The organism is Cryobacterium sp. CAN_C2, assembly GCF_015751745.1.
GTDB lineage: Bacteria > Actinomycetota > Actinomycetes > Actinomycetales > Microbacteriaceae > Cryobacterium.
In genome coordinates this window covers 122,218-144,246 of record NZ_JADOUX010000006.1, presented here as the reverse complement: position 1 = coordinate 144,246, position 22,029 = coordinate 122,218, and the positions used below count along the sequence as shown (strand labels likewise).

Here is a 22,029-nt window from a genome sequence, read left to right as displayed (position 1 = left end):
GTGGAATTCGTCCTCAACGTGTCGTGGATCGAAGCGGTCATGCTCTCGGGTGTGCGCATGGTCGCCTTTCTCGTGATCGCGCCGCCATTCTCGTACAAGGCGATTCCGCTGCGGATCAAGGCCATGCTCTCGATCGGGCTCGCCCTGGCCATGGCACCGCGCGTCACCGAGGGCTACGTGTCACAGAGCACCGCGGGTTTCGTCGGCGCACTCATTCTCGAGGTTCTGGTCGGCGCTGCCCTGGGTTTTCTGGTGTTTCTGATCTTCGCGGCCGTGCAGTCAGCCGGTGGTCTGATCGACATGTTCAGCGGGTTCCAGATGGCGCAGGGTTTCGACCCGCAATCCATGGTGAACGGTGCCCAATTCACCAGGTTGTTTCAGATGACCGCTCTCGCCCTCATGTTCGCGTCGGGCGCCTACCAACTCATCATCGGCGGTCTCGCTCGCAGTTTCACAGCGCTGCCCCTCGGCGGCGGTCTTGACCTCGCCGCCCCGGCTCAGGCCATGATCGCGGCAACGACCCAGATGTTTCTCGCCGCTGTGCAGATCGCCGGGCCCCTGCTCGTCGTGCTTTTTCTAGCGGATGCCGGCCTCGGCCTGCTCACTCGGGTCGCCCCCGCACTCAACGCGTTCGCGCTCGGCTTTCCGCTGAAGATCCTTATCACGCTCCTCCTCGCCGCGACCGTTTTTGTGGCCCTGCCGCACATCGTGTCGTCACTGACCGGCCAAGCCATCGACGTGATGATGGGGGTGAAGTAAATGGCCGAGGATTCCGGTGAAAAGACCGAGCTTGCCACCCCCAAGCGCATGAAAGAGGTGCGTGAGAAGGGTCAGCTCTCCAAATCGCAGGACGTCACCGCGTGGCTGGGTGTTGGCGCGGCCGCTATCATGCTTCCGGCGACCATTGCCGCCGGTGCCCTCGCCGGCACCGACCAGATGTATATGATCGGTGCGCTGGCCAACACTCCAGACCCCGACGTAGCCGTTCAGGCGCTCGGCAACGGACTCGCGTCGATGGCCGCTAGCCTGACGCCGTTCTTCGTCGTGGTGGTCGCGGTCGTGCTCGGCGGGGCAGCCCTGCAGGGCGGCATCCAGTTTAAAAAGTTCACCGGCAAGTACGAGCAGTTCAACGTTGTCACCGGCCTCAAGCGGGTGTTTGGCACCCAGGCGATGTGGGAGGGCGTGAAGGTTCTGGCCAAGACCGCCGTCGTCGGGCTTGTGCTGTACACCGTGATTCAGGGACTCATGCCGGTTCTGCTCACCGCCGGCGGCCTGCCCGTGTCTGAGCTGCTCGTCGCAGCAACCAACGGTGCGGCCGCGCTGCTGCAGGCCGCCGTCATCGCCGGGCTCGTGCTCGCAGCCGCCGATATCTTCGTCATCATGCGGCGCAACCGCAAGAAGACCCGCATGTCGAAGAAAGAGGTCAAAGATGAGAACAAGGCCTCCGAGGGCGACCCGCTGATCAAATCGCAACGTCGTTCACGCCAGCTCATAATGAGCCGCAACCGCATGATTGCCTCGGTGACGGATGCCGACGTCGTGCTGGTGAACCCGACCCACGTTGCGGTCGCCCTCAAGTACGAGCCCGGAAAATCGGCGCCGCGCGTGGTCGCCAAGGGCGTTGGCCACATTGCCACCCGCATCCGCGAACAGGCCGACACGGATCGGGTGCCCATCGTGCAGGACATTCCGCTCGCGCGGGCCCTCCACGGTGCCTGCGAGATCGGAGACGAGATCCCCGCCGACTTCTACAACGCCGTCGCCCGCGTGCTCGCCTTCGTCATGGCCCTCAAGGCCAGGGGCAGCTCGCCGGGAGTCCACACCATGAGCGCCCTATCAGCCCCATCACCAACGGAAGCCCCACAACCTCAACCAGTCGGAGGACGTTAGAGTGAACCGCAATCTCACCAAGCTCGCCGTCCCCGTCGGGGTCGTCGGCATAATTCTGCTGCTCGTCGTACCGATTCCGGCGGTGCTGCTCGACGTGCTCATCATCGTGAACATCATGCTCGCCCTCGTCACGCTGCTGACCACGATGTTTGTGAAGAAGCCGCTCGACTTCTCGGTGTTTCCCTCGCTGCTGCTGGTGGCGACGCTGTTCCGGCTCGGCCTCAACGTCGCATCCACTCGGCTGGTTCTGGGCGATGGCTACGCCGGCCAGGTCATCGAAGCCTTCGGCCATGTCGCCGTCGGCGGTTCGATCATCATCGGCGCCGTGATCTTTTTGATTCTCGTCGTGATCCAGTTCGTCGTGGTCACCAAGGGTGCCGAGCGGGTCGCCGAGGTCGGTGCTCGCTTCACTCTCGACGCCATGCCCGGAAAGCAGATGGCGATCGACGCCGACCTGAACGCCGGCCTCATCACCGACGCCGAGGCCAAGGATCGTCGCGCCGAGGTCTCGGCCGAAGCCGACTTCTACGGTGCCATGGACGGTGCCTCAAAGTTCGTCAAGGGTGATGCCATCGCCGGCCTGATCATCATCATCATCAACCTGATCGGCGGCATCGCGATCGGCATGTTCCAGCGCGGCATGGAGATCGGCGATGCGCTGAACACCTACGCGCTGCTGACCATTGGCGACGGCCTGGTCACTCAGATTCCGGCACTTCTGATGGCCGTGTCGACGGGTATGATAGTCACCCGCTCGAACGCCGAAACCGACATCGGGTCCACGGCGTCGGCCCAGCTGACCCAGTCGCGCAACGCACTCACCATCGCCGGCGCAGCCGCCATCCTGATGGCGATGATCCCCGGCATGCCGATTTTGCCGTTTCTCGTCGTGGGGGCCACGCTCATCGTGACCGCCCAGCGCATCAAGGTGCGAGAGACCGCAACCGCAGCGAACGTCGAAGCGAACGTTGCTGCCGAGAACAGCGCCCCCAAGTCAGACACCAACGAGGATCTGATCGAGCAGATGCGGGTGCACGCGCTCGAGATCATGCTCGCACCGGACCTGGTCGATATCGTCTCTGGTGCTTCCGATGACCTGCTCGCACGGGTGCGCGGCCTGCGCCGCAAGATCGCAATGGATCTTGGCGTCGTCGTGCCGCCGGTGCGCACGAGGGACAGCGTCGATCTGCCGCCTGCGACGTACGTCATCCGCATCGCCGGCGTCGAATACGGGCGTGGTCTCGCGCCGTCGGGCAAGGTCCTGGCCCTCGGCGACGCACTCGAAGCGCTTCCCGGCCAGGTCTTCGTTGAGCCCGTGTTCGGTTTGGCCGGCAAATGGGTGCCGAGCGAGATGCGGCACAGCGCCGAGATGACCGGTGCCACCGTCATCGACCGGGTGTCGGTCGTGGTCACCCACCTCGCATCGATCATCACCACCAATGCGGCCCGCCTGCTGACCCGCGAAGATGTGCGGGTGCTGACGGATGGCGTCAAGCAGGTCAACCCCTCGGCCGTCGACGATCTGATCCCCGGCCTGCTCTCGCTCGCCGAGGTGCAGCGTGTTCTGCAGGGGCTACTGATCGAGCAGATCCCGATCAACGACCTCCCGCGCATCTACGAGGCCCTGTCGCTGCGCGCAAAGACCTCGAACGACCCCGAGGGGCTGATCGAGTCGGCGCGGCACGCCCTCGGGCCGGCGCTGACCGCGCAGTACCTCGACGGTTCGGTGCTACGAGTCATCATGATCGAGCCGGGGCTCGAGCAGTCGATGCTCGAGGGCATGCGCCCCTCCGACCAGGGCACCCAGATTCTGATGGATCCGGCACGCATCGAAACGGTGCTCGCCTCGGTGCGGTCGACGGTCGCCACGGTCGAGGCCAACGGCCAGACCGCGGTGCTGGTCTGCGCCCCAGCGCTGCGCCCCGCCATTCGTCGTCTGGTTTCGACCCAAACGGGCGGGCTGCCGGTACTGTCATACCAAGAGGTCACGTCGGCGAACGTCACCATTGAGACGGTAGGTGTGGTCCGTGGAGCCGAAACGATATCTGTTTGAGGGGCCGACCCTGCGTGAAGTGCAGGAGCGAATCCTCGCGGTACACGGCAAAGACGCCACGATCATCGCTGCCGAACGCGTCACAGTGGGCGGAATTCGGGGGTTCTTCGCACGGCAACACTACGAGGTGATCGTTGAGGTGATCGAGTCGGCGACTCGCCGACGATCGGCCCACGCCGGCCTCGACATGACCGCCCGACTGGGCATTGCCGCGCTGCTCGCCGATGCCGACGAGGAGGAGTCGCAGTTGCACCGCGTCGACACCGCACCGCGGCTCTCGACCGACTCTGACGGCTTCGCCGCTCTTATGGACGAACTCACCTTCGCGACGGCCCGGGCTCCCGTCGACCTTGTCGTCCCAGCGGCTGACCCGGTGCCCGGCGCTGCAACCGCCTACGAAGCGGGCTCGACCAGGGCTGCTACTGGGGCAGCTACCGGGGCAGCGGATGTCGGCGTGGGCACGCTTCGCGCGTCGGGTGGCACCCGATTCGGTGCGCAGCGGTTCGCACCGACCCCGCTTACCCGGCCTGGTGACCTCGTACTCGTCGTCGGCCTCGTTGACGACGCGCTCACCATCGCCCGGCTCATGCTGCGCCTGGCCGGCTCCGGTGACCTGCGCATCTCGGGAGCGCTGCTTCACGGGTCACCCGAGCGCGTTGATGATCGCCGGGAGGCCCTCGCCGCGCGAGCCAGGGGCGTCGAGCTGGGCCACAGCACGTTCATTGCCTTCGGACTCGAACCCGCCTCCGACGTCGTGGCGCGGGCGGTAACGTTCGCCGCGCTCGATGCAGACCAGGTCTGGGTCGTCGTTGATGCCGGGCGTAAGCCGGAGGACACCAAGCGGTGGGTGAACATGGTCGCCGGTGCAGTTTCGGTCGATGCGGTCGCTGCCATCGGTGCCCAGCTGACCACCTCACCGGCGACTGTCACCGAGCTTGACCTGCCGGTCGAATGGATGGACGGCCGAGATGCCGCTGCGCCGACCGGTCGTCGGGCGGCCAGCCGCCGCGCGTAGGCGGCCCGCCGCTGCGCGCTCGATCGGCCCGCCGCTGCGCGCTCGATCGGCCCGCCGCTGCGCGCTGGATCGGCCCGCGCTGCGCGCTCGATCGGCCGCCGCTGCGCGCTGGATCGGCCCGCGCTGCGCGCTGGATCGGCCCGCGCTGCGCGCTGGATCGGCCCGCCGCTGCGCGCTGGATCGACCCGCGCTGCGCGCTGGATCGGCCCGCCGCTACGTGGAGGGCCGCGCTCAAACCGATAGGCTGGCACGATGCTGGTTCTGACACGCAAACTGGGGGAGAAGATCCTCATCGGTGACGACATCGTCATCACCGTGCTCGACGCCCGCGGCGACAGCGTGCGCATCGGAATCGACGCCCCCCGAGGGGTGAAGATTCAGCGCGATGAGGTCGTTCGCGCCGTGATCGAGGCGAACCAGGCGGCAAGCGCGGCCGACGATGACGCCGCGAACCGCATCAAGCGCTCCCTGGGCATTGTGGCCGGCCTGCAATCGGCCCACTCCCGCCAGTCCCAGGCCGACGCGAGCCCACAAGCCGCTGCGCCCGCTACCGAGAGTCCGGGTTCACACGGTGATTCTGAGTAGAAAACGGGTATCGCCGCGTGCTAATGCCCGCGCAGCTCGTCGATCTCCCGGCGCTCGCGCTTAGTCGGCCGCCCGGCACCCCGGTCGCGCATGGGAACCAGGGCCACCTCGTCGCGCGGCGGCGGCGGGGGAGTCTTGTCGACGTAGCAGCCGGCGGCCACGACGGCCCCGACCCGTTTGACCACGAGGCGCGACACGATCAGCACCCGGTCGAAGCCGTCGGAGCGCACCCGCACCTCATCGCCGACGTGCAGGGCCTGCGCGGCCTTAGCCTTGTCGCCATTGACCTTCACGTGCCCGGCGCGGCAGGCGGCCGTGGCCATCGAGCGGGTCCTGAACAGGCGCACTCCCCAGCACCAGCTATCGACCCGGGCGGAAGTGAGCTCCATCCATTCACTCTACTGGCCTGACTCCGGCTGGCCGGAACTTTCCAGTCAGGCGCCCTGCTGCACCCAGTAGATCAGCAGCAGGGATACCAGAGAGCCGGTGAAGAAATTGAGCCAGAGAAAACGTTTCCAGCCCCGGTTGGCACTTTCCGACTGTTCGTCACCGACCGACCAAAACGGCAGCGCCGCGAGAATATAGGGTACGGACAGCACCGCGGCGAGCGGCCCGGGCCATGGCGTCACCAGCATGAACAGGCCAGCGAGGGTCCAGAAGGTTATCGCGAGCCGCACGGTCGGCCAGGCACCGAGGGCCGTCGCGATCGACGCAATTCCCGCGTGACGGTCCGGCTCGACGTCCTGCACCGCGCCGAAGGCATGGCTGGCCATGCCCCACAGAAAGAACGCCGCGAGCAGGGCGATCAGCCCAAAGTTGACGGTGGCGCCGGCCACCACGAGGCCGTAGACGGCGGGGCTGACAAAGTGGGTGCTCGAGGTGATCGAGTCCAGAATCGGTCGTTCCTTGAATCGCAGCCCGCTCACCGAATACGCCACGACCGCGAACAGGCTCACGGCGAGGACCGCCCACGAGAGCGGATGCCCTGCCCCCGCCAACACGACCATCGCCCCGCCCACAATCCCCACGCTCAGAACCCCTGCGGCAATCACCGTTCGGTGCAGCGCGGGGTGCAGCAGCGCCCCCTCAGCACCGCCTTTTCGCGGATTACGCAGATCGGACTCGTAATCGAAGACATCGTTGATGCCGTACATCAGCAGGTTGTACGGAACCAGAAAGAACAGTGTGCCAACGATCAGCAGCGCGTCGATGCGCCCGGTGGTCACCATGTAGGCCGCTGCGAAGGGAAACGCCGTGTTGATCCAGTTGAGTGGCCGGGACGACAATACGACCTGCCGGGTCTTCCATGACGCCGTGCCGAGCTCAGTCATCCGTTCGTCCTAACGTGGTACGGCCAAGCAGCACCCACAGCGACGGAAGCAGAATCGCCGCGGCGAGCGGGTAGGCAAAATCTTCGATCGGAGCGAGACCGATGAACAGGCCCGAAATGTGCTCCGGGTCGTAGCTGAACAGTCCAGCCCCAATCATCAGGTTATCGAATACGGCCGTGAGCAGCAGGGTCAGTCCGAGGGCAACGGTCACAGCCGCCACGACACGCGCTGAAATCGTGCGGCGCACCAGGGCCACGACGGCCACGAGCGCGGTCACGGCGAGAAAGACCGCGTTGAGGACGAGGTAGGTCATCTCAGGCCTGCCGCTGGAGCACAAGCCCGGCACCCTGCACGAGATTCATGGTCAAATAACAGAGAAAGGTGAGAAAGAAGAACTCCTCCAGCGGCAGTTCCGGCGCCAGCTGCAGCCCGGTCATCAGCGCCGTTTCGCCGCGGTAGAAGATGCCCAGGCCAATGCCGAGCAGGTCCCACCCGAGAAAGAAGAGCACTCCGATGCCGAGCACGAGGGCCGCACGCCGGGGAGAGTGCCAGAAGAACAGTCGAAAGCGCCAGTCCAGCAGCGTCATACCGGCAAGCGAGACCAGCAGTGTCAGCAGGTACAGAACACTCACGACCGATTCGGCGCAGACTCCAGTGGGTTTGCAGTTTTACCGGCGGGGCTGGAACGCAGCGGCTCGGCCAACGGTCCGGTGCTGGTGTCGTGGCGAAGCCGTTTGAGTAGAATCTCGGCGCTGATCAGGCACATCGGCAGGCCGATCCCGGGAATGGTGGTGCCGCCGGAATAGTACAGGCCGGCAATCTTCTTGGATTTGTTCGACCCGCGCATGAAGGCGCTCTGCCGGAGGGTGTGTGCCGGGCCGAGGGCGCCACCCTTCCAACTGTTCAGGTCGTCGGCGAAGTCGCCGGGCCCGACCGTGCGCCGCACCGTGACGCGTTGGGCGAGGTCGGGAATGCCGGCCCACTGGGCGACCTGCGCGATGGCGTCATCCGCTATCGATTCAACCGTTTTCGATCCGGCCCCGTTGATGCCGCCGCCGCCGAGGGTCACATCGGCCGGCACCGGCACGAGCATAAACAGGTTGCTGTCCCCGGCCGGTGCCACCGACGCGTCCGTGGCACTCGGCATGCAGACGTAGAGCGAGGCCGGCGACGGGACGGAGGTCTGTTTGCCAAAGATCTGGCTGAAATTCTTGCCCCAGTCCGTCGTGAAGAACAGTGTGTGGTGCTGCAGCTGTGGGAGTTGGCCGCTCACGCCGAGCATCACGAGCACCGCTCCAGGACCCGACAGGCGTTTGTCCCACCAGCGCTCCGGGTAGGTCTGCAGGTCGGCCGGGACCAGCTCGGTTTCGGTGTGGTGCAGGTCAGCGGCCGACACCACGACGTCGGCGTCGAGTTGCTGTGACGTGCCGTTGGCGTCGTCGTAATTCACACCGGCCACGGCTTTCTGGCCGGTGACGCGAATGGCCGTGACCGTGGCCTCCGTGACGATGCGCACGCCCTCGGCACGGGCGATCGCGGCGATGCTGTCGATCAGTGTTCCAAACCCGCCCTGCGGGTAGAGCACCCCGTCGGCCAGGTCGAGATGGCTCATCAGGTGGTACATCGACGGTGTCAGGTTCGGCGCTGAACCCAGGAATACGGCGGGGTACCCGAGGATCTGACGCAGCCGGGGGTCGCTCACATATCCGGCAACAAATTTGTCGAGCGGCTGCAGCAGCAGGCGGGCCAGCCGACCGAGGCGCCGCAGCACGTCGGGCACCAGGAGCGGGCGAAATGATTCAAAGCTCGAGTACAGAAACCTTTTCACGGCCATGTCATAGGTGTCGATCGCCGAATCGAGGTAGCGGTCGAGCGCCCGCCCGGCCCCCGGCTGCACACTGTCAAACAAGCGGATGTTCGCGGCCCGGTCCGCCCGGATATCTATTGCATCCGGATCCCCCTCGAAGTGCACGCGGTAGCCGGGATCCAGTTTCACGAGGTCGAGCTGTTCGGCGGCGGTCGTGCCGAACAGTCGGTAGAAATGCTCGAACACCTCCGGCATGAGGTACCAGGACGGCCCGGTGTCGAAACGAAAACCATCGCTGCTCCACTGACCGGCTCGTCCACCGAGTTCGGCGCGGGATTCCAGCAGGGTGACGTCGTGGCCGTCCCGGGCGAGCAGGGCGGCGCTGGCCAGACCGGCGATACCGCCGCCGATCACGATGGTGCGCGTCATCGCTTCCACGCACCGTGGCCGAGGGTAGAGGTCAAGGCGATCATCAGTTTTTCTCCATCCGGCACCCGAATGCGGGAGCGCAGTAGCTGGTCGGCCGGGGTCGCCCGCAGGCGCTGGGACAGCCGGGTGAACAGGCCCTGCGCGGCGGCCACGGCGCGGCGGCAGCCGGGCGGCAGCAACGGCAGAACAGCGCTGGCAATGCCCAGATCGGCGTCGATGTCGTCGAGGATCACGTTCTTCTGCTGTTCGCTGAGTGTGAGCGGGTCGATGCCGGGAAAGTAGTTGCGGCCGAGCAGCTCACGATCGCAGGACAGGTCGCGGAGAAAATTGATCTTCTGAAATGCGGCGCCGAGGTGGCGGGCACCGTCCTCGAGTACGCCGACCTCAGCATCGCTGCGCGGCGACCAGTGCAGGAAACAGCGCAGGCACATGAGCCCGATCACTTCGGCGGATCCGTAAATATACTCGGCGACCCCCTGCACGGTGAACGGTGCCGGGTCGAGGTCGCGGCGCATCGAGGCGAAGAAGGGCGCGATCAGGCTGGAGTCGATGCCGCACTGCCTGGCTGTCGCGGCGAAGGCGTGCACCACGAGATTGGTGCTGTAGCCGCGCACAATCGCCCGCTCGGTCTCACGTTCGAGCTCGTCGAGCAGCTGTCGCTGTTCCTCAATCGAGACACCGGCCTCGGTGGCGGCTCCATCGACGATCTCGTCGGCGATGCGCACGAGGGCATAGATCGTGCGCACAGGTGTGCGCACCCGGGCGTCGAGCAGCCGGGCGGCGAGTCCAAACGAGGTGGAGTAGTGGCCGATGACCGTCGTCGAGCTGGCCCGAGCCGTCTGTGCGTACTTGTTCAGGTTGGTGTGGTTTCCACTCGTTCGAGCCATCGCTCGCAGGGGGCCCATCAGCGTGACCGATTCACTGCGGCATCGGCCAGTTCGGTCAGGCTCGTCCGCAGGCCTGCGGGAATGATCGCCGGGTCGAGAGCGTCGACCGCCAGCCGGGAATGGTCATAGGCGAGTCCCTCGGCTGCCGCCTTCGCCCCGCAGGCAAGCAGATGCTCTCTGGCGCGTTCGGCTTCCTCATCGCTCAGGTCGACCTTGCCGAGGTACGGCGCGATCAGCGACCAGCTCGCGGTACCGCCGGCGTGGGCGATCAGCGCGGTCTGCTTGCCCTCCCGCAGGTCGGCCGTGACGCTCTTGCCGGTCTTCGCCGGGTCGCCGAACACTCCGAGCAGATCGTCGGTCAGCTGAAATGCCACCCCGATGAGCCGGCCGTAGCGCCCGAGCAGACGGATCGCCTCGGCCGACGCCCCGGCCAGCACGGCCCCGGCCTGCAACGGCGCTTCAAAGGAATACACGGCGGTTTTGTTCTCCAACGTGGTCACGACCTCGGCCACGGTGAGCGGATGCCGCGCCGAGCTGTTCGTGACGTCGGCCAGCTCCCCAGCCGCCGAGACGAATACCGCACGGTCGAGCAGGTCCAGCAGCCGCAGCCGGGTGTGCACGTCGACCGGGAGTTTGGCCAGCGCGCGATGTGCTTCACTGAGCGCGAGATCGCCCGCGAGAATGGCCGCGGCCGCGGCCCAGACTCCGGCCTGGTCGGCGGCGGCGCCGTGCGCCAGGGCGCGGTCGTTGAACCGGCCGGCGATGTTCGCTACGCCGCGCCGGGTCAAGTCACGATCGATGACGTCGTCGTGAATCAAAAACGCCGTGTGCAGTAGTTCAAAGCTCACGGCTACCGGTGCCACGAGGGCCTGGTCGCGCCCGCCGAAACCGGCATAAGCCGCCAGAACCAGGGCCGGCCGCACCCGTTTGCCGCCGCTGCTGGCCTGCTCAAGGGAATCCCAGAGGGCCACATAGTGTTCACCGTAGTCGCTCGCGCGCAGGCGTGCCGCGGCAAAAAACCGGGCCAGTTCGGTCTCGACACCGGCCGCGACCGTGTCAAGCATGAAAACCGTCCAGCTGTTGCACCTGCAACGCCAGCCACGGGCTGAACGCCCACGGCGCGTCGGTCACCGCACGGTACAGATTCGCCGGGCGGGTCCAGGCGTACTCGGCCACTTCGTCGGGGTTCGGCGTCGGTTCCTGGTCGGTCGTGGCCAGGTAGACCGGGCAGATTTCGTTCTCGACGATGCCGCCGCTGTCAGTGGCGCGATATCGAAACAGGGGGAGGGCGAGGTCGATATTGTCGATCTGCAGCCCCAGCTCATGGTGGGCACGGCGGTCGACGGCTTGCGTTATGGGTTCAGCGGGCAGCGGATGTCCGCAGAACGAATTGGTCCAGACGCCCGGCCAGGCCTTCTTGCTCAGCGCTCGACGGGTGACGAGCACCTCGCCGAGCGCATTGAAGACGTAACACGAGAAAGCCAGGTGAAGCGCGGTGTCTGATCCGTGAATGCTGTACTTCGGTGCGGTGCCGATGTGGCGCCCCTCGTCATCGAGAAGGACCACGTGTTCATCAAGAGCGTTGGCGGTCTGCATGTGTGCTCCCCTTCTCGGTACAAGCTGATTCTGCTGCGAATAACTAACCAAGTTAGCGACGATTGAGGTTACCATGTGACCATGCGCCAGGATGAGAGTTCGCCCTCAACACACGGGGCGTACTGGTACCACTCCGAGGATACAGGCGTTCCCCTGGCCATGGAGGTCCTGCGCGCCGTGCGCCGCTTTCGGGTGGCCGGTACCGCGTTGCGTCATCGTGCTCAAGCCGAGATGCACATCAACGAAACTGACCTGATGGCCATTCGGCACCTGATCGACTGCGAACGCCAGCACCGGGTGGCCAGCCCCACATCCCTCAGTAAATTCTTGAATATTTCCTCGGCGTCGACGGCGAAGCTCCTCTCCAGGCTCTCCGTCTCCGGTCACATTCGCCGGGAGGTGAACCCTGACGACGGCCACGCGCAACGGCTGTTCGCGACGCAGTCGTCGCACGAGCAGATGCGCCTCGCGTTGGGGGGCACGCACGCTCAGCTGCTGCAGGCGGCTCTGGAGCTCACCGTTGACCAACAGGTGGCCGTCGTGCATTTTCTGGATGCGATGAGCGCGATTGCCGTCATACCGCGACCGGACGCGGCATTCGAGCATGCGGGATTCGATCTGGCATTGCAGCTGCAACCGCAGTTCGCACACCGTTGACGTACGTTGGCGGACGCAGGGTATGAGCGCCGATTAAGCTGAATCAGTGACTCAACTCTCTACGCCTTCTGCTTCGTCGTCATCGGCCGCCGACCACGTCGAGGCTCTGCTGGCCTCCTACCCCGATTTTCCGCAGCCGGACATCCTGTTCCGCGATCTCAATCCGGTCTTCGCCGATGCCGTCGCCTTTCGCGCGATCATCGACGACCTGGCCGACCAGCATCGCGGCCAGTTCGACGCGGTCGCCGGCATCGAGGCGCGCGGCTTTCTGCTGGCCGCCGCTGTCGGGTACGCGGCCAATGCGGCCGTCCTGGCCGTGCGCAAGGGCGGAAAACTGCCCGGTACCGTGCTGACCGAAGAATACGACCTCGAGTACGGTTCGGCCCGGCTCGAGCTTGAGGTCGGCCAGCTGCCAGCCGGCACCCGGGTCCTCATCCTCGACGACGTTCTCGCCACGGGTGGCACCATCGCGGCCACGAGCCGCCTGATAGAACGCGCCGGCTACACCCTGACCGGCGTCGGCGTCGTGCTCGAACTCACCGATCTGCACGGACGTGAGCGTCTCGGCACCGCCCCCGTACACGCAATCATGTCGATCTAGGTCACCGGACGAGCGTTTTCGCGCTACCCGGGGCTCGGGTGGGGCATGCTTGGAGCATGACTGAGAGTTGGGGTGCTGACGCGGGTGACGCACGCGGGTTCACCGTTCCGTTGCCGGGCCCGAACCGGGACAGCGGCGATGCGTGGGTGCACGCCCCCGATGGCCGCAGGTATTGGGGTCTATTCGGGGCGGCCGGACTGCTCGTGTACCATCCCCGCCTCGGCGTATTGTTGCAGCACCGGGCGGTGTGGAGTCATTTCGGTGACACCTGGGGCCTGCCCGGTGGTGCCCGTCACGAGAACGAGAGCGCGATCTCGGCCGCCCTGCGTGAAGCCAGGGAGGAGGCCGGCGTACCCGCCCACCTGGTGCAGCTCAAATTCACCTCCCTCCTCGATCTGGGATACTGGTCGTACACGACCGTCGTCGTGGAGGCGACGGAGGAATTTGACCCCGTCATCAGCGACCAGGAGAGCATAGCTCTGCGCTGGGTGGCGGCAGATGCGGTTGACCTCCTCGCCCTCCATCCCGGTTTCGCCTCGAGCTGGCCCGCCCTGCGCGGGCGGCTCGCCGCGGCCGACTCTGGTCCCACTCGATAGACTCACACCTGTGACAGGGGCAGCGAACGGGGTGGTCAGCGATCGGGTCTTGACCCTGCCCAACGTGCTGAGCTTTCTGCGCCTGCTGCTGGTGCCGGTATTTCTGGTACTCCTCGCGCAGGGAGAGGATGCCTGGGCCCTCGTCGTGCTCAGCATCTCCAGTTTCACCGACTGGCTCGACGGATTTCTCGCCCGCCGCTGGAACCAGATCACCCGGCTCGGTCAGCTGCTGGATCCGGCCGCCGATCGCCTCTATATCTTTGCCGCGCTGCTCGGGCTCGCCTGGCGTGACCTCGTGCCATGGTGGATTGTGTTGGTCGTGGTGGGTCGCGACATCTTTCTACTGGCCCTCGGAATCATCCTCGCTAACTTCGGTTTCGGCCCGCTGCCGGTGCACCAATTGGGCAAGGTGGCCACCTTCTGCCTGTTCTACGCCCTGCCGATGATCATGCTCGGGCAGGCCTTTCCCCAGCTGGAATGGTGGTCACAGCCGGTGGGGTGGGCCTTCGCCATCTGGGGTGCTTTCCTGTACTGGTGGGCGGGCATCATCTATGCGATTGAAACGGTGCGAGTGATTCGACTGCCGAGGGTCTTTGGAGGGATATCTTCCGATACGCTGGAGCGATAGGAGGTGCACGATGGTCGATCTACCCGGCAAGAACAATTCCGAGAAACAAAACGATCCCGTGCCCGCAGATCAGCCCGAGAACCCGACGACAGGCGAAGCAATGCCCAACAAGGCGCAGTCCACCCCAGCATCGTCCACCCCTGTCCCGTCCCGTGACGAGACGCCCGGCGAATCGACGACGGTGCACGATATGCTCAGCACCGATACGACGATGAACTTCAGTGAGGAGTTTGCCGCACAGATCGCGTCGATCGACTCGAAAGTGACTGCGGAGGAGCAGGAGTACATCACGGCTTTGCCCTCCGGTTCAGCCCTCATGGTCGTTCGCCGCGGACCCAATGCCGGAGCGCGTTTTCTGCTCGACGCCGATCTCACGAGCGTCGGTCGCCACCCGAACGCCGACATCTTTCTCGACGACGTCACCGTGTCCCGACGTCACGCCGAGTTCTTGCGCACGGGCACCTCATTCGCGGTCAAAGATCTCGGCTCGCTCAACGGTACCTACTTCGATGGTGAGCGCATCGAAACGGCGGCGCTGACCGACGGAGCCGAGGTGCAGGTCGGCAAGTTCCGCCTCACCTTCTACGCGTCCCGCCTCGACCTCGCCCGCGCGGCGAGCGAGTAGTGGCAGTAAACGCCGCCCAAGCCCGGTCCATGTCCGTGTCCGTGTCGGTGGCGAAAGCGCACGCTCCGGGATCAGCGCCGCTGCTGAGCATCGGCCAGGTTCTCGCGCGCCTCACTCCGGAATTCACCGATCTGACCCCGTCGAAGCTGCGCTTTCTCGAGGAACAGGGGCTGGTCTCCCCGGCCCGCACCGAATCCGGCTATCGCAAGTTCTGCAGCAGTGACGTCGACCGTCTACGGCTGATTCTGTCGATGCAGCGTGATCACTACCTGCCGTTGAAAGTCATCCGCTCGTATCTGGACGATCTGGATGCCGGACTGTCGCCGGTGCTGCCGGGCGGAATCACCCCCGGGCCGTCGATGCTCGGTACCGTACGCCGCCTCACCCGCGAGGACCTATTGCGTGAAGCCGGAGCCTCCGCCACACTGCTGCACGACGCCGTCTCCGCGTCGATCATTCTTCCCGCCGACCACTACGGCGACGGCGCGCTGCACGTGCTGCGTGCCCTGGTGGAGCTGCAACGCAGCGGCATCGAGCCGCGACACCTTCGGGGCTTTCGCGGCGCCGCCGAACGCGAACTCGGACTGATTGAGAGTGCCCTCGTGCCGCTCGCGCGACGCAAAGACGCCTCCAGCCGGGCCAAGGCGGCCGAAATGGCCGTCGAAATCGCCGGGCAGCTTGAGGTCATTCGAGGCAGCCTGATCCGTTCCGCACTGGGCCGACTGACCAAGTAGGTCGTAGACTGACTCAGGCGCAGAGTGACGTGCGGTCGTGGGTCGCGCTGGGTCTTCCTCGGCCGCGTTGGCGGCGGATGACCGACACGCCAAACCAGTCGCACGAATGTCAGGGCTGCAAGGGTTCTACCTCGATACCGTGGGTACAGTGATCCACAGCAGCACGACTTCGCACCACCAGCACCACCGCACCGGTTCAGTTCCGCACCACAGTGACTGACGCTCGCCTCACAGCAGCTGCCAGTCACCGCACGACGTAACCCTCGAGAGGCAACCCATATGAGTGAGCTCAAGCCTGACGCTGACGCTTCGCGCTACTCGTTAGGACTGCTGTTCACCGATGGCATGCCCGAGCATGATGAAAACTGCGGCTACCGCGGTGCTGTCGCCGCGCGTGCCGCCGGCATCAGCTACCGACAGCTCGATTACTGGGCCCGCACCGGGCTCGTGGAACCCACCGTGCGGAGCGCGGCCGGTTCCGGCTCGCAGCGACTCTATGGCTTTCGCGACATCCTCGTGCTCAAGCTCGTCAAGCGCCTGCTGGACACCGGCATTTCCCTGCAGCAGATTCGCACAGCCGTCAATCAGCTGCGCGAATCGGGCATCAGTGACCTCGCCCAGACCACGCTCATGAGCGATGGTGCGAGTGTCTACCTGTGCACTTCGAACGACGAGGTCATCGACCTGGTCAGCCGCGGCCAGGGCGTCTTCGGCATTGCCGTGGGCAAGGTCCTGCGCGAGGTCGAAACCAGCCTGGTCGAACTCGACAGGCAGGCGATCGACCCCACCGACGAGCTAGCCGCCCGGAGAACCTCCCGCAAAATCTCCTAGCCGCGTGCCGCGTGCCGCGTGCCGCGTGCCGCAAGTCGCGTGCCGCTAGCGCAGGTCAGGACTAGTGAGCGGGCGTCTCGGCATACTCTCCGATGCGCGCCGTTCGCAGCACCCGTTCCAGCAGCTGATCAAAGTATCCCGCCATTTCGAGCGCACTGTCGCCGGGCCAGATGTGCAGGGGCTTTGCGGCGCCCTGTGCCTGCTGCAGTGAGGTGCGCTCGGGAAGCTGGGGGCTGAGCACGAGGGGACCGAACATGTCACGCAATTCTTTGATGCGGAACTGATGCTCCAGCGAAGCCGTTCGGGACCGATTCACGATAATACCGAGCGGCTGCAAGCGAGGGCTCAGGCCACGACGAATTTCTTCGATCGCGCGCAGGGCACGGTCGGCGGCAGCGACCGAGAACAGTCCGGGCTCGGTGACGACGGCTACCCGGTCGCTCGCGGCCCACGCGGTGCGCGTGAGGGCGTTGAGCGAGGGGGCACAGTCGATGAGCACGAGCTCGTAGTCTTTTTCAATCGTCGAGAGCGCTTCCTCGAGTTTCCAGATATCGCGGATGCTCGGGTGCGGGCCGTCAAAGTTGATCGCCGACGGGCTGCCGATCATGACGTCGATCGTGCCGGGGCGATTACGGGTCCACCCACTCGGGGCGATAGCCGCGCGAACGGTCTTTTCTTTGGGCGAACCGAGAACATCGGCAACATTGAGGTGACCGGCTACCTGAATATCCATGCCGGTGGACACATCGGACTGCGGATCAAGATCCACAACCAGTGTTCGCACGCCACGGGCGAAGGCAGCAGAAGCCAGACCAAGGGTCACCGTGGTCTTGCCGACGCCACCCTTAAGGGAACTTACGCTGAGTACGTGCATGAGTAGCAACGTTACCTTCACTAGTGTTAGAGAACCTAACCGTTAGCTGTGCGCCACGTACGCCCTCGAAAGGCCTGCATGTTTGAAAAAATCCTTGTTGCCAACCGCGGCGAGATCGCGATCCGCGCCATGCGGGCGGCTTACGAGCTCGGAGCCAAGACAGTAGCGGTGTTTCCGTTCGAGGATCGCAACTCTTTACACCGTCTGAAAGCCGACGAGGCGTACCAGATCGGTGAGGTGGGGCATCCGGTTCGGGCGTACCTGGATGTGAGTGAAATCATTCGGGTGGCCAAGGAATGTGGTGCCGACGCCATTTACCCCGGCTACGGTTTTCTGTCGGAAAACCCGGAACTGGCCGATGCAGCCGCCGCGGCCGGCATCACGTTCATCGGCCCGGGCGCCGGCGTGCTCGAAATGGCCGGCAACAAGGTCACGGCGAAGGAACACGCCATCGCGGCTGGCGTTCCGGTGTTGACGTCGACTCAGCCGTCGACCGATGTCGAACTGTTGATCAGCCAGGCTGACGAAATCGGTTTTCCCATCTTCGCCAAGGCCGTCGCCGGCGGGGGCGGGCGCGGCATGCGTCGCGTCTCCAAGAAAAGCGAGTTGCGCGGGGCGCTCGAGGAGGCCATGCGCGAGGCGAACAGCGCCTTTGGCGACCCGACGATGTTTCTCGAGGCGGCGGTGCTGCGCCCCCGGCACATCGAGGTGCAGATTCTGGCCGATGCCTCCGGCGAAACGGTGCACCTGTTCGAGCGCGACTGCTCGGTGCAGCGTCGGCACCAGAAGGTCATTGAGATCGCCCCGGCGCCGAACCTGAGCGACGAGATCCGGGTGCAGCTCTACGCCGACGCCATTAAGTTCGCCCGGTCGATCGGCTATGTCAATGCGGGCACCGTCGAGTTCCTGCTCGACACGGTCGGCGAACGCGCGGGGCAGCACGTGTTCATCGAGATGAACCCGCGCATTCAGGTCGAACACACCGTGACCGAGGAAGTCACCGACGTCGACCTCGTGCAGGCACAGATTCGCATCGCGGCCGGGGAGACCCTTGAACAGATCGGCCTGACTCAGGGTGAGATCCGCCTGCGCGGTGCCGCCCTGCAGTGCCGCATCACGACCGAAGACCCCGCGGCCGGGTTCCGGCCCGACACCGGCAAGATCACCACCTATCGTTCTCCCGGTGGCGCCGGCATTCGTTTGGATGGTGGCACGATCAACCCGGGCGCGCAGATCAGTCCGCACTTCGACTCGATGCTCGCCAAGCTCACCTGCCGAGGCCGCGACTATGCAGCCGCGGTCGTGCGGTCCAAGCGGGCGCTGGCCGAGTTCCGTATCCGCGGCGTCTCCACCAATATCTCATTTTTGCAGGCCGTGCTCGACGACCCTGACTTTGCGGCCGGCGACCTGAGCACCTCGTTCATCGACGAACGACCGGAGCTGCTGCGCGGCCGTGAATCCAAAGACCGTGGCACGAAGATTCTCACGTGGCTCGCCGAGGTCACCGTCAACCAGCCCAACGGCGTGCCGCCGACCACGGTGCACCCACGCGACAAGTTGCCGCAGCTCGACATTACCCAGCCGGCGCCCGATGGCTCCCGCCAGAAGCTGCAGTTGCTCGGCCCCACCCGGTTCGCCGCCGACCTCCGCGGCCAGACCGCGCTGGCCGTGACCGACACGACCTTCCGCGACGCCCACCAGTCGCTGCTCGCTACCCGGGTGCGCACCAAAGACCTCGTCGCCGTGGCACCGTACGTGGCCCGGCTGACGCCGCAGCTGCTCTCGGTCGAGGCCTGGGGCGGCGCGACCTACGACGTGGCACTGCGTTTCCTCGGCGAAGACCCGTGGGATCGCCTCGCCGCGCTGCGTGAAGCCCTGCCGAACATCAACCTGCAGATGCTGCTGCGCGGCCGCAACACCGTCGGCTACACCCCGTACCCGACCGAGGTGACCGACGCGTTCGTGCGCGAGGCGACCGACACCGGCGTGGATATCTTTCGTATCTTCGACGCCCTCAACGACGTGTCGCAGATGCGCCCCGCCATCGACGCGGTGCTGAACACCGGCACCGCCCTGGCCGAGGTCGCCGTCTGCTACACCGGCGACCTGCTCGACCCGGCCGAGAACCTCTACACCCTCGACTACTACCTGCGCCTCGCCGACCAGATCGTCGCGAGCGGCGCCCACGTCATCGGCATCAAGGATATGGCCGGGCTGCTCCGCCCGAGTGCCGCCGAGAGGCTTGTGGGCGCGTTCCGGGAACGTTTCGACCTGCCCGTGCACGTGCACACCCACGACACCCCGGGCGGCCAACTCGCCACGCTGCTCGCCGCCGCGCGCGCCGGCGCCGACGCTGTCGACGTGGCCTCCGCTCCGATGGCCGGCACGACCAGCCAGCCGTCAGCATCCTCTCTCGTGGCCGCCCTCGCCCACACCGAGCGGGACACGGGCATTTCGCTTAAGGCCACGACCGACCTCGAGCCCTACTGGGAGGCCGTGCGCATCCTCTACACCCCGTTCGAATCGGGACTGTCCGCACCGACCGGTCGGGTGTATTCGCACGAGATTCCGGGCGGCCAGCTGTCCAACCTGCGCACCCAGGCCGTCGCGCTCGGCCTGGCCGACCACTTCGAACTCATCGAAGACATGTACACCGCGGCGAACAAGATTCTCGGCCGGGTGCCCAAGGTGACCCCCTCGTCGAAGGTTGTCGGCGACCTCGCCCTCTACCTCGCCGCGGTGAAAGCCGACCCGGCCGACTTTGAGCAGAACCCCGACAAGTACGACGTACCCGATTCGGTCATCGGCTTCATGGCCGGAGAGCTCGGCAACCTGCCCGGCGGCTGGCCAGAGCCGTTCCGTACCAAGGTGCTCGCGGGACGCACCGTGCGCATCGGCGTTACCGAAATCACCGCGGGGGAGCGCACCGCGCTGGGCGCCACGAGCGCCGAACGTCGCGCCATGCTCAACCAGCTGCTGTTCCCGGCGCCCACCCGCCAGTTCGAACAGGTCAAGGAGAACTACGGTGACCTGTCGGTCATTGACACCGTCGATTATCTCTATGGCTTGCAGCAGGGCCAGGAACACGCCGTCGAAATCGCCAAGGGTGTGCGGCTCTACGTGGGCCTCGAAGCGATCGGTGAAGCCGACGACAAGGGCATGCGCACCGTCATGACCATCCTCAATGGCCAGCTGCGTCCCGTGTTCGTGCGCGACACGAGCATCACCGTGCAGACCAAAATCGCTGAGAAAGCGGATGCCAACCAGCCCGGCCAGATCGCGGCTCCGTTCTCCGGCGTGGTCACCCTGCAGGTGGAGGAAGGCGCCCAGGTCGATGCCGGCCAAAGCGTCGCCTCGATCGAAGCCATGAAAATGGAAGCGGCAATCACCTCGCCGATCGCTGGAACGATCGACCGCGTAGCCATTCCGTTCACCCAGCAGGTCGATGCGGGCGATCTGCTCGTGGTGGTGCGTCCACGCTAAGATGAATGCCGTTATCGACCAGTTGAGGATGTCCTGTGCCAGACAAACGTAGTGACGACCAGGGCGCGTCCGCGCGCCCGGTATCTGCCGCCGCCAAGCGGACCAGCGACGAGTACCGCGGTGACGACTACCACAGTGAGCTGCCGCCGCACACGATCGACAACCTCGCGGCGGCCCTGCCCGAGAGCCTGAGCGTGCCGATCGTCGTGCCCGCCGCGCCGCGCCGCGCGGTTGCGGCGCTCGGGCGCCCGAGCGCGAGTACCCCGACCGCCCGCGTCGTGTCGACCCCGGCCACCCACACGATCGAAATCAGCACGCGCGCGCCGGCCCGGACGGCCGGTGCCGGCTCCGCCGTGCAATCACTGTCGAGAACGGATGCCGCAGCATCCGTTCGGCGCGAACGCATCCGCACGGACAACAGCACGGCGCCCGAGTCGGCCGCCATGCTGACCTCCGATCGCCTGCTCACGGTCAACCGCAAGACCCGCAAAGCGCCACAGGGCGTCTGGCCCGAATTCGTCTACGCGGTCACCCTGCACCTGGTCAACCTGGGCGACTCCACCAAGGTGCAGGCGTACAAGGAAATGGACGAGCGCATCCGCCGCCAGTTCGAGGGCGGTACCCGGTTCGTGCCGATCCTCACCCGCAAGGGCGGCGTCGGCAAGACCACCGTCACAGCGCTGCTCGGCATGGCCCTGGCCGATGCCCGCGACGATCGCATCATCGCCATCGACGCCAACCCCGACCGCGGCACCCTCTCCGAACGCGTCAGCAAGCAGACCCGCTCGACCGTGCGCGACGTCGTCTCCCGGGCTGCCTCGATCGGCAACTTCACCGACTTCTCCTCGCTCGTCTCCCGTGACGAAACCCGCCTCGACATTCTCGCCTCGGACACCGACCCGCTGCTCTCCGAAGCGTTCGATGAGAACGACTATAACGTCGTCGCCGACCTCGCCGCCCGCTACTACTCGATCGCGCTCACCGACTGCGGCACCGGAATTGTGCACTCGGTCATGCGGGCCACCCTGCAACGCGCCGACTCCATCGTGATCGTCTCCGGCGGCAGTGTCGACGAGGCCCGGTTGGCGTCAGAAACGCTCACCTGGCTTGAAGCGAACGGTTATGGCGACCTCGTGCGCAACGCGATCGTCGCGCTCAACACCGCAACCCAGGGCACCAACCTGGTTCGACTCGAAGAGATCGAGTCGCACTTTCGCTCCCGGGTGCGCGAAATCGTGCGCATTCCCTACGACCCGCAGCTCGCTGCCGGCAGCGTCGTGTCGTATAAAGACCTCAAACCGATCACCCGGCTGGCCGCACGCACGCTCGCCGAGCTCGTCGTGGAGGGGCTGCCCGCCGACCGCAGCCTGTAGCTTGCGGCCGGTTCCTACTGGCTCGCTTTTCACC

General features: G+C 65.7%; 23 protein-coding genes. 14 read left to right on the top strand and 9 right to left on the bottom strand.

The features are described from left to right. From IWX77_RS07300 to csrA, 5 genes are all read left to right on the top strand, one after another. The gene (locus tag IWX77_RS07300) at nt 1-759 is read left to right on the top strand and encodes a flagellar biosynthetic protein FliR (RefSeq protein WP_196843848.1); all 759 of its coding nucleotides are present in this window, start codon (nt 1-3) and stop codon (nt 757-759) included. Further along, nucleotides 760-1,890 carry an EscU/YscU/HrcU family type III secretion system export apparatus switch protein gene (locus IWX77_RS07295; RefSeq protein WP_196843847.1) on the top strand — a complete coding sequence of 377 codons (1,131 nt, stop codon included), beginning with the start codon at nt 760-762 and terminating at the stop codon, nt 1,888-1,890. A gap of 1 nt (nt 1,891) precedes the next feature. Then, nucleotides 1,892-3,943 (top strand): flagellar biosynthesis protein FlhA, encoded by a 2,052-nt coding sequence (locus IWX77_RS07290; RefSeq protein ID WP_196843846.1) that lies wholly within the window; start codon nt 1,892-1,894, stop codon nt 3,941-3,943. Next, nucleotides 3,918-4,958 carry a hypothetical protein gene (locus tag IWX77_RS07285; RefSeq protein ID WP_196843845.1) on the top strand — a complete coding sequence of 347 codons (1,041 nt, stop codon included), beginning with the start codon at nt 3,918-3,920 and terminating at the stop codon, nt 4,956-4,958. Before IWX77_RS07290 ends, IWX77_RS07285 begins: the two co-directional genes overlap by 26 nt. A gap of 252 nt (nt 4,959-5,210) precedes the next feature. Then, entirely contained in the window at nt 5,211-5,543 is a 333-nt protein-coding gene (gene csrA, locus IWX77_RS07280) for a carbon storage regulator CsrA (protein WP_196843844.1), read from the top strand. A gap of 20 nt (nt 5,544-5,563) precedes the next feature. Here csrA and IWX77_RS07275 read toward each other — a convergent pair whose 3' ends face one another. From IWX77_RS07275 to idi, 8 genes are read right to left on the bottom strand one after another with little or no spacing between them, the layout of a single operon-like run. After that, on the bottom strand, nt 5,564-5,932 hold the full coding sequence (locus IWX77_RS07275; protein WP_196843843.1) for an RNA-binding S4 domain-containing protein: 369 nt from the start codon (nt 5,930-5,932) through the stop codon (nt 5,564-5,566). Between the two features lie 45 nt (nt 5,933-5,977). Then, nucleotides 5,978-6,874, bottom strand: coding sequence for a prenyltransferase (locus tag IWX77_RS07270; RefSeq protein WP_196843842.1), 897 nt, complete (start codon nt 6,872-6,874; stop codon nt 5,978-5,980). Next, the gene (locus tag IWX77_RS07265) at nt 6,867-7,187 is read right to left on the bottom strand and encodes a lycopene cyclase domain-containing protein (RefSeq protein WP_196843841.1); all 321 of its coding nucleotides are present in this window, start codon (nt 7,185-7,187) and stop codon (nt 6,867-6,869) included. Before IWX77_RS07265 ends, IWX77_RS07270 begins: the two co-directional genes overlap by 8 nt. A 1-nt stretch (nt 7,188) precedes the next feature. Continuing rightward, nucleotides 7,189-7,506 (bottom strand): lycopene cyclase domain-containing protein, encoded by a 318-nt coding sequence (locus tag IWX77_RS07260; protein ID WP_196843840.1) that lies wholly within the window; start codon nt 7,504-7,506, stop codon nt 7,189-7,191. After that, nucleotides 7,503-9,110, bottom strand: coding sequence for a phytoene desaturase family protein (crtI, locus tag IWX77_RS07255; protein WP_196843839.1), 1,608 nt, complete (start codon nt 9,108-9,110; stop codon nt 7,503-7,505). The genes IWX77_RS07260 and crtI overlap by 4 nt, the downstream gene beginning before the upstream one ends. Further along, entirely contained in the window at nt 9,107-9,997 is an 891-nt protein-coding gene (locus IWX77_RS07250) for a phytoene/squalene synthase family protein (protein WP_196843838.1), read from the bottom strand. The genes crtI and IWX77_RS07250 overlap by 4 nt, the downstream gene beginning before the upstream one ends. 17 nt (nt 9,998-10,014) lie before the next feature. Continuing rightward, the gene (locus IWX77_RS07245) at nt 10,015-11,061 is read right to left on the bottom strand and encodes a polyprenyl synthetase family protein (protein WP_196843837.1); all 1,047 of its coding nucleotides are present in this window, start codon (nt 11,059-11,061) and stop codon (nt 10,015-10,017) included. Then, nucleotides 11,054-11,593 carry an isopentenyl-diphosphate Delta-isomerase gene (idi, locus tag IWX77_RS07240; RefSeq protein ID WP_196843836.1) on the bottom strand — a complete coding sequence of 180 codons (540 nt, stop codon included), beginning with the start codon at nt 11,591-11,593 and terminating at the stop codon, nt 11,054-11,056. The genes IWX77_RS07245 and idi overlap by 8 nt, the downstream gene beginning before the upstream one ends. An 81-nt stretch (nt 11,594-11,674) precedes the next feature. On the opposite strand from idi, the gene IWX77_RS07235 reads away from it, so the two are divergent. From IWX77_RS07235 to IWX77_RS07205, 7 genes are all read left to right on the top strand, one after another. After that, the gene (locus IWX77_RS07235) at nt 11,675-12,250 is read left to right on the top strand and encodes a MarR family winged helix-turn-helix transcriptional regulator (RefSeq protein WP_196843835.1); all 576 of its coding nucleotides are present in this window, start codon (nt 11,675-11,677) and stop codon (nt 12,248-12,250) included. A gap of 46 nt (nt 12,251-12,296) precedes the next feature. Continuing rightward, nucleotides 12,297-12,851, top strand: coding sequence for an adenine phosphoribosyltransferase (locus IWX77_RS07230; protein WP_196843834.1), 555 nt, complete (start codon nt 12,297-12,299; stop codon nt 12,849-12,851). A gap of 56 nt (nt 12,852-12,907) precedes the next feature. After that, nucleotides 12,908-13,447: an NUDIX domain-containing protein gene (locus IWX77_RS07225; RefSeq protein ID WP_196843833.1), complete on the top strand. Its 540-nt coding sequence runs from the start codon at nt 12,908-12,910 to the stop codon at nt 13,445-13,447. A gap of 10 nt (nt 13,448-13,457) precedes the next feature. Then, nucleotides 13,458-14,075, top strand: coding sequence for a CDP-alcohol phosphatidyltransferase family protein (locus tag IWX77_RS07220; RefSeq protein WP_297413214.1), 618 nt, complete (start codon nt 13,458-13,460; stop codon nt 14,073-14,075). A gap of 190 nt (nt 14,076-14,265) precedes the next feature. Beyond that, a complete protein-coding gene (locus IWX77_RS07215; RefSeq protein WP_196843887.1) occupies nt 14,266-14,700 on the top strand; it encodes an FHA domain-containing protein in 435 nt (144 codons plus the stop codon). Nucleotides 14,701-14,729: 29 nt separating this feature from the next. Then, nucleotides 14,730-15,434: a transcriptional regulator FtsR gene (gene ftsR / locus IWX77_RS07210; protein ID WP_196843831.1), complete on the top strand. Its 705-nt coding sequence runs from the start codon at nt 14,730-14,732 to the stop codon at nt 15,432-15,434. Between the two features lie 279 nt (nt 15,435-15,713). Continuing rightward, nucleotides 15,714-16,265, top strand: coding sequence for a MerR family transcriptional regulator (locus tag IWX77_RS07205; RefSeq protein WP_196843830.1), 552 nt, complete (start codon nt 15,714-15,716; stop codon nt 16,263-16,265). Between the two features lie 61 nt (nt 16,266-16,326). Here IWX77_RS07205 and IWX77_RS07200 read toward each other — a convergent pair whose 3' ends face one another. Continuing rightward, nucleotides 16,327-17,139 carry a ParA family protein gene (locus IWX77_RS07200; protein ID WP_196843886.1) on the bottom strand — a complete coding sequence of 271 codons (813 nt, stop codon included), beginning with the start codon at nt 17,137-17,139 and terminating at the stop codon, nt 16,327-16,329. 78 nt (nt 17,140-17,217) lie between these two features. Here IWX77_RS07200 and IWX77_RS07195 point away from each other — a divergent pair, with 78 nt between their 5' ends. Both IWX77_RS07195 and IWX77_RS07190 read left to right on the top strand, forming a co-directional pair. Further along, the gene (locus IWX77_RS07195; RefSeq protein WP_196843829.1) at nt 17,218-20,622 is read left to right on the top strand and encodes a pyruvate carboxylase; all 3,405 of its coding nucleotides are present in this window, start codon (nt 17,218-17,220) and stop codon (nt 20,620-20,622) included. Between the two features lie 35 nt (nt 20,623-20,657). After that, entirely contained in the window at nt 20,658-21,995 is a 1,338-nt protein-coding gene (locus IWX77_RS07190; protein ID WP_327012114.1) for a MinD/ParA family ATP-binding protein, read from the top strand. Nucleotides 21,996-22,029: the final 34 nt, after the last annotated feature.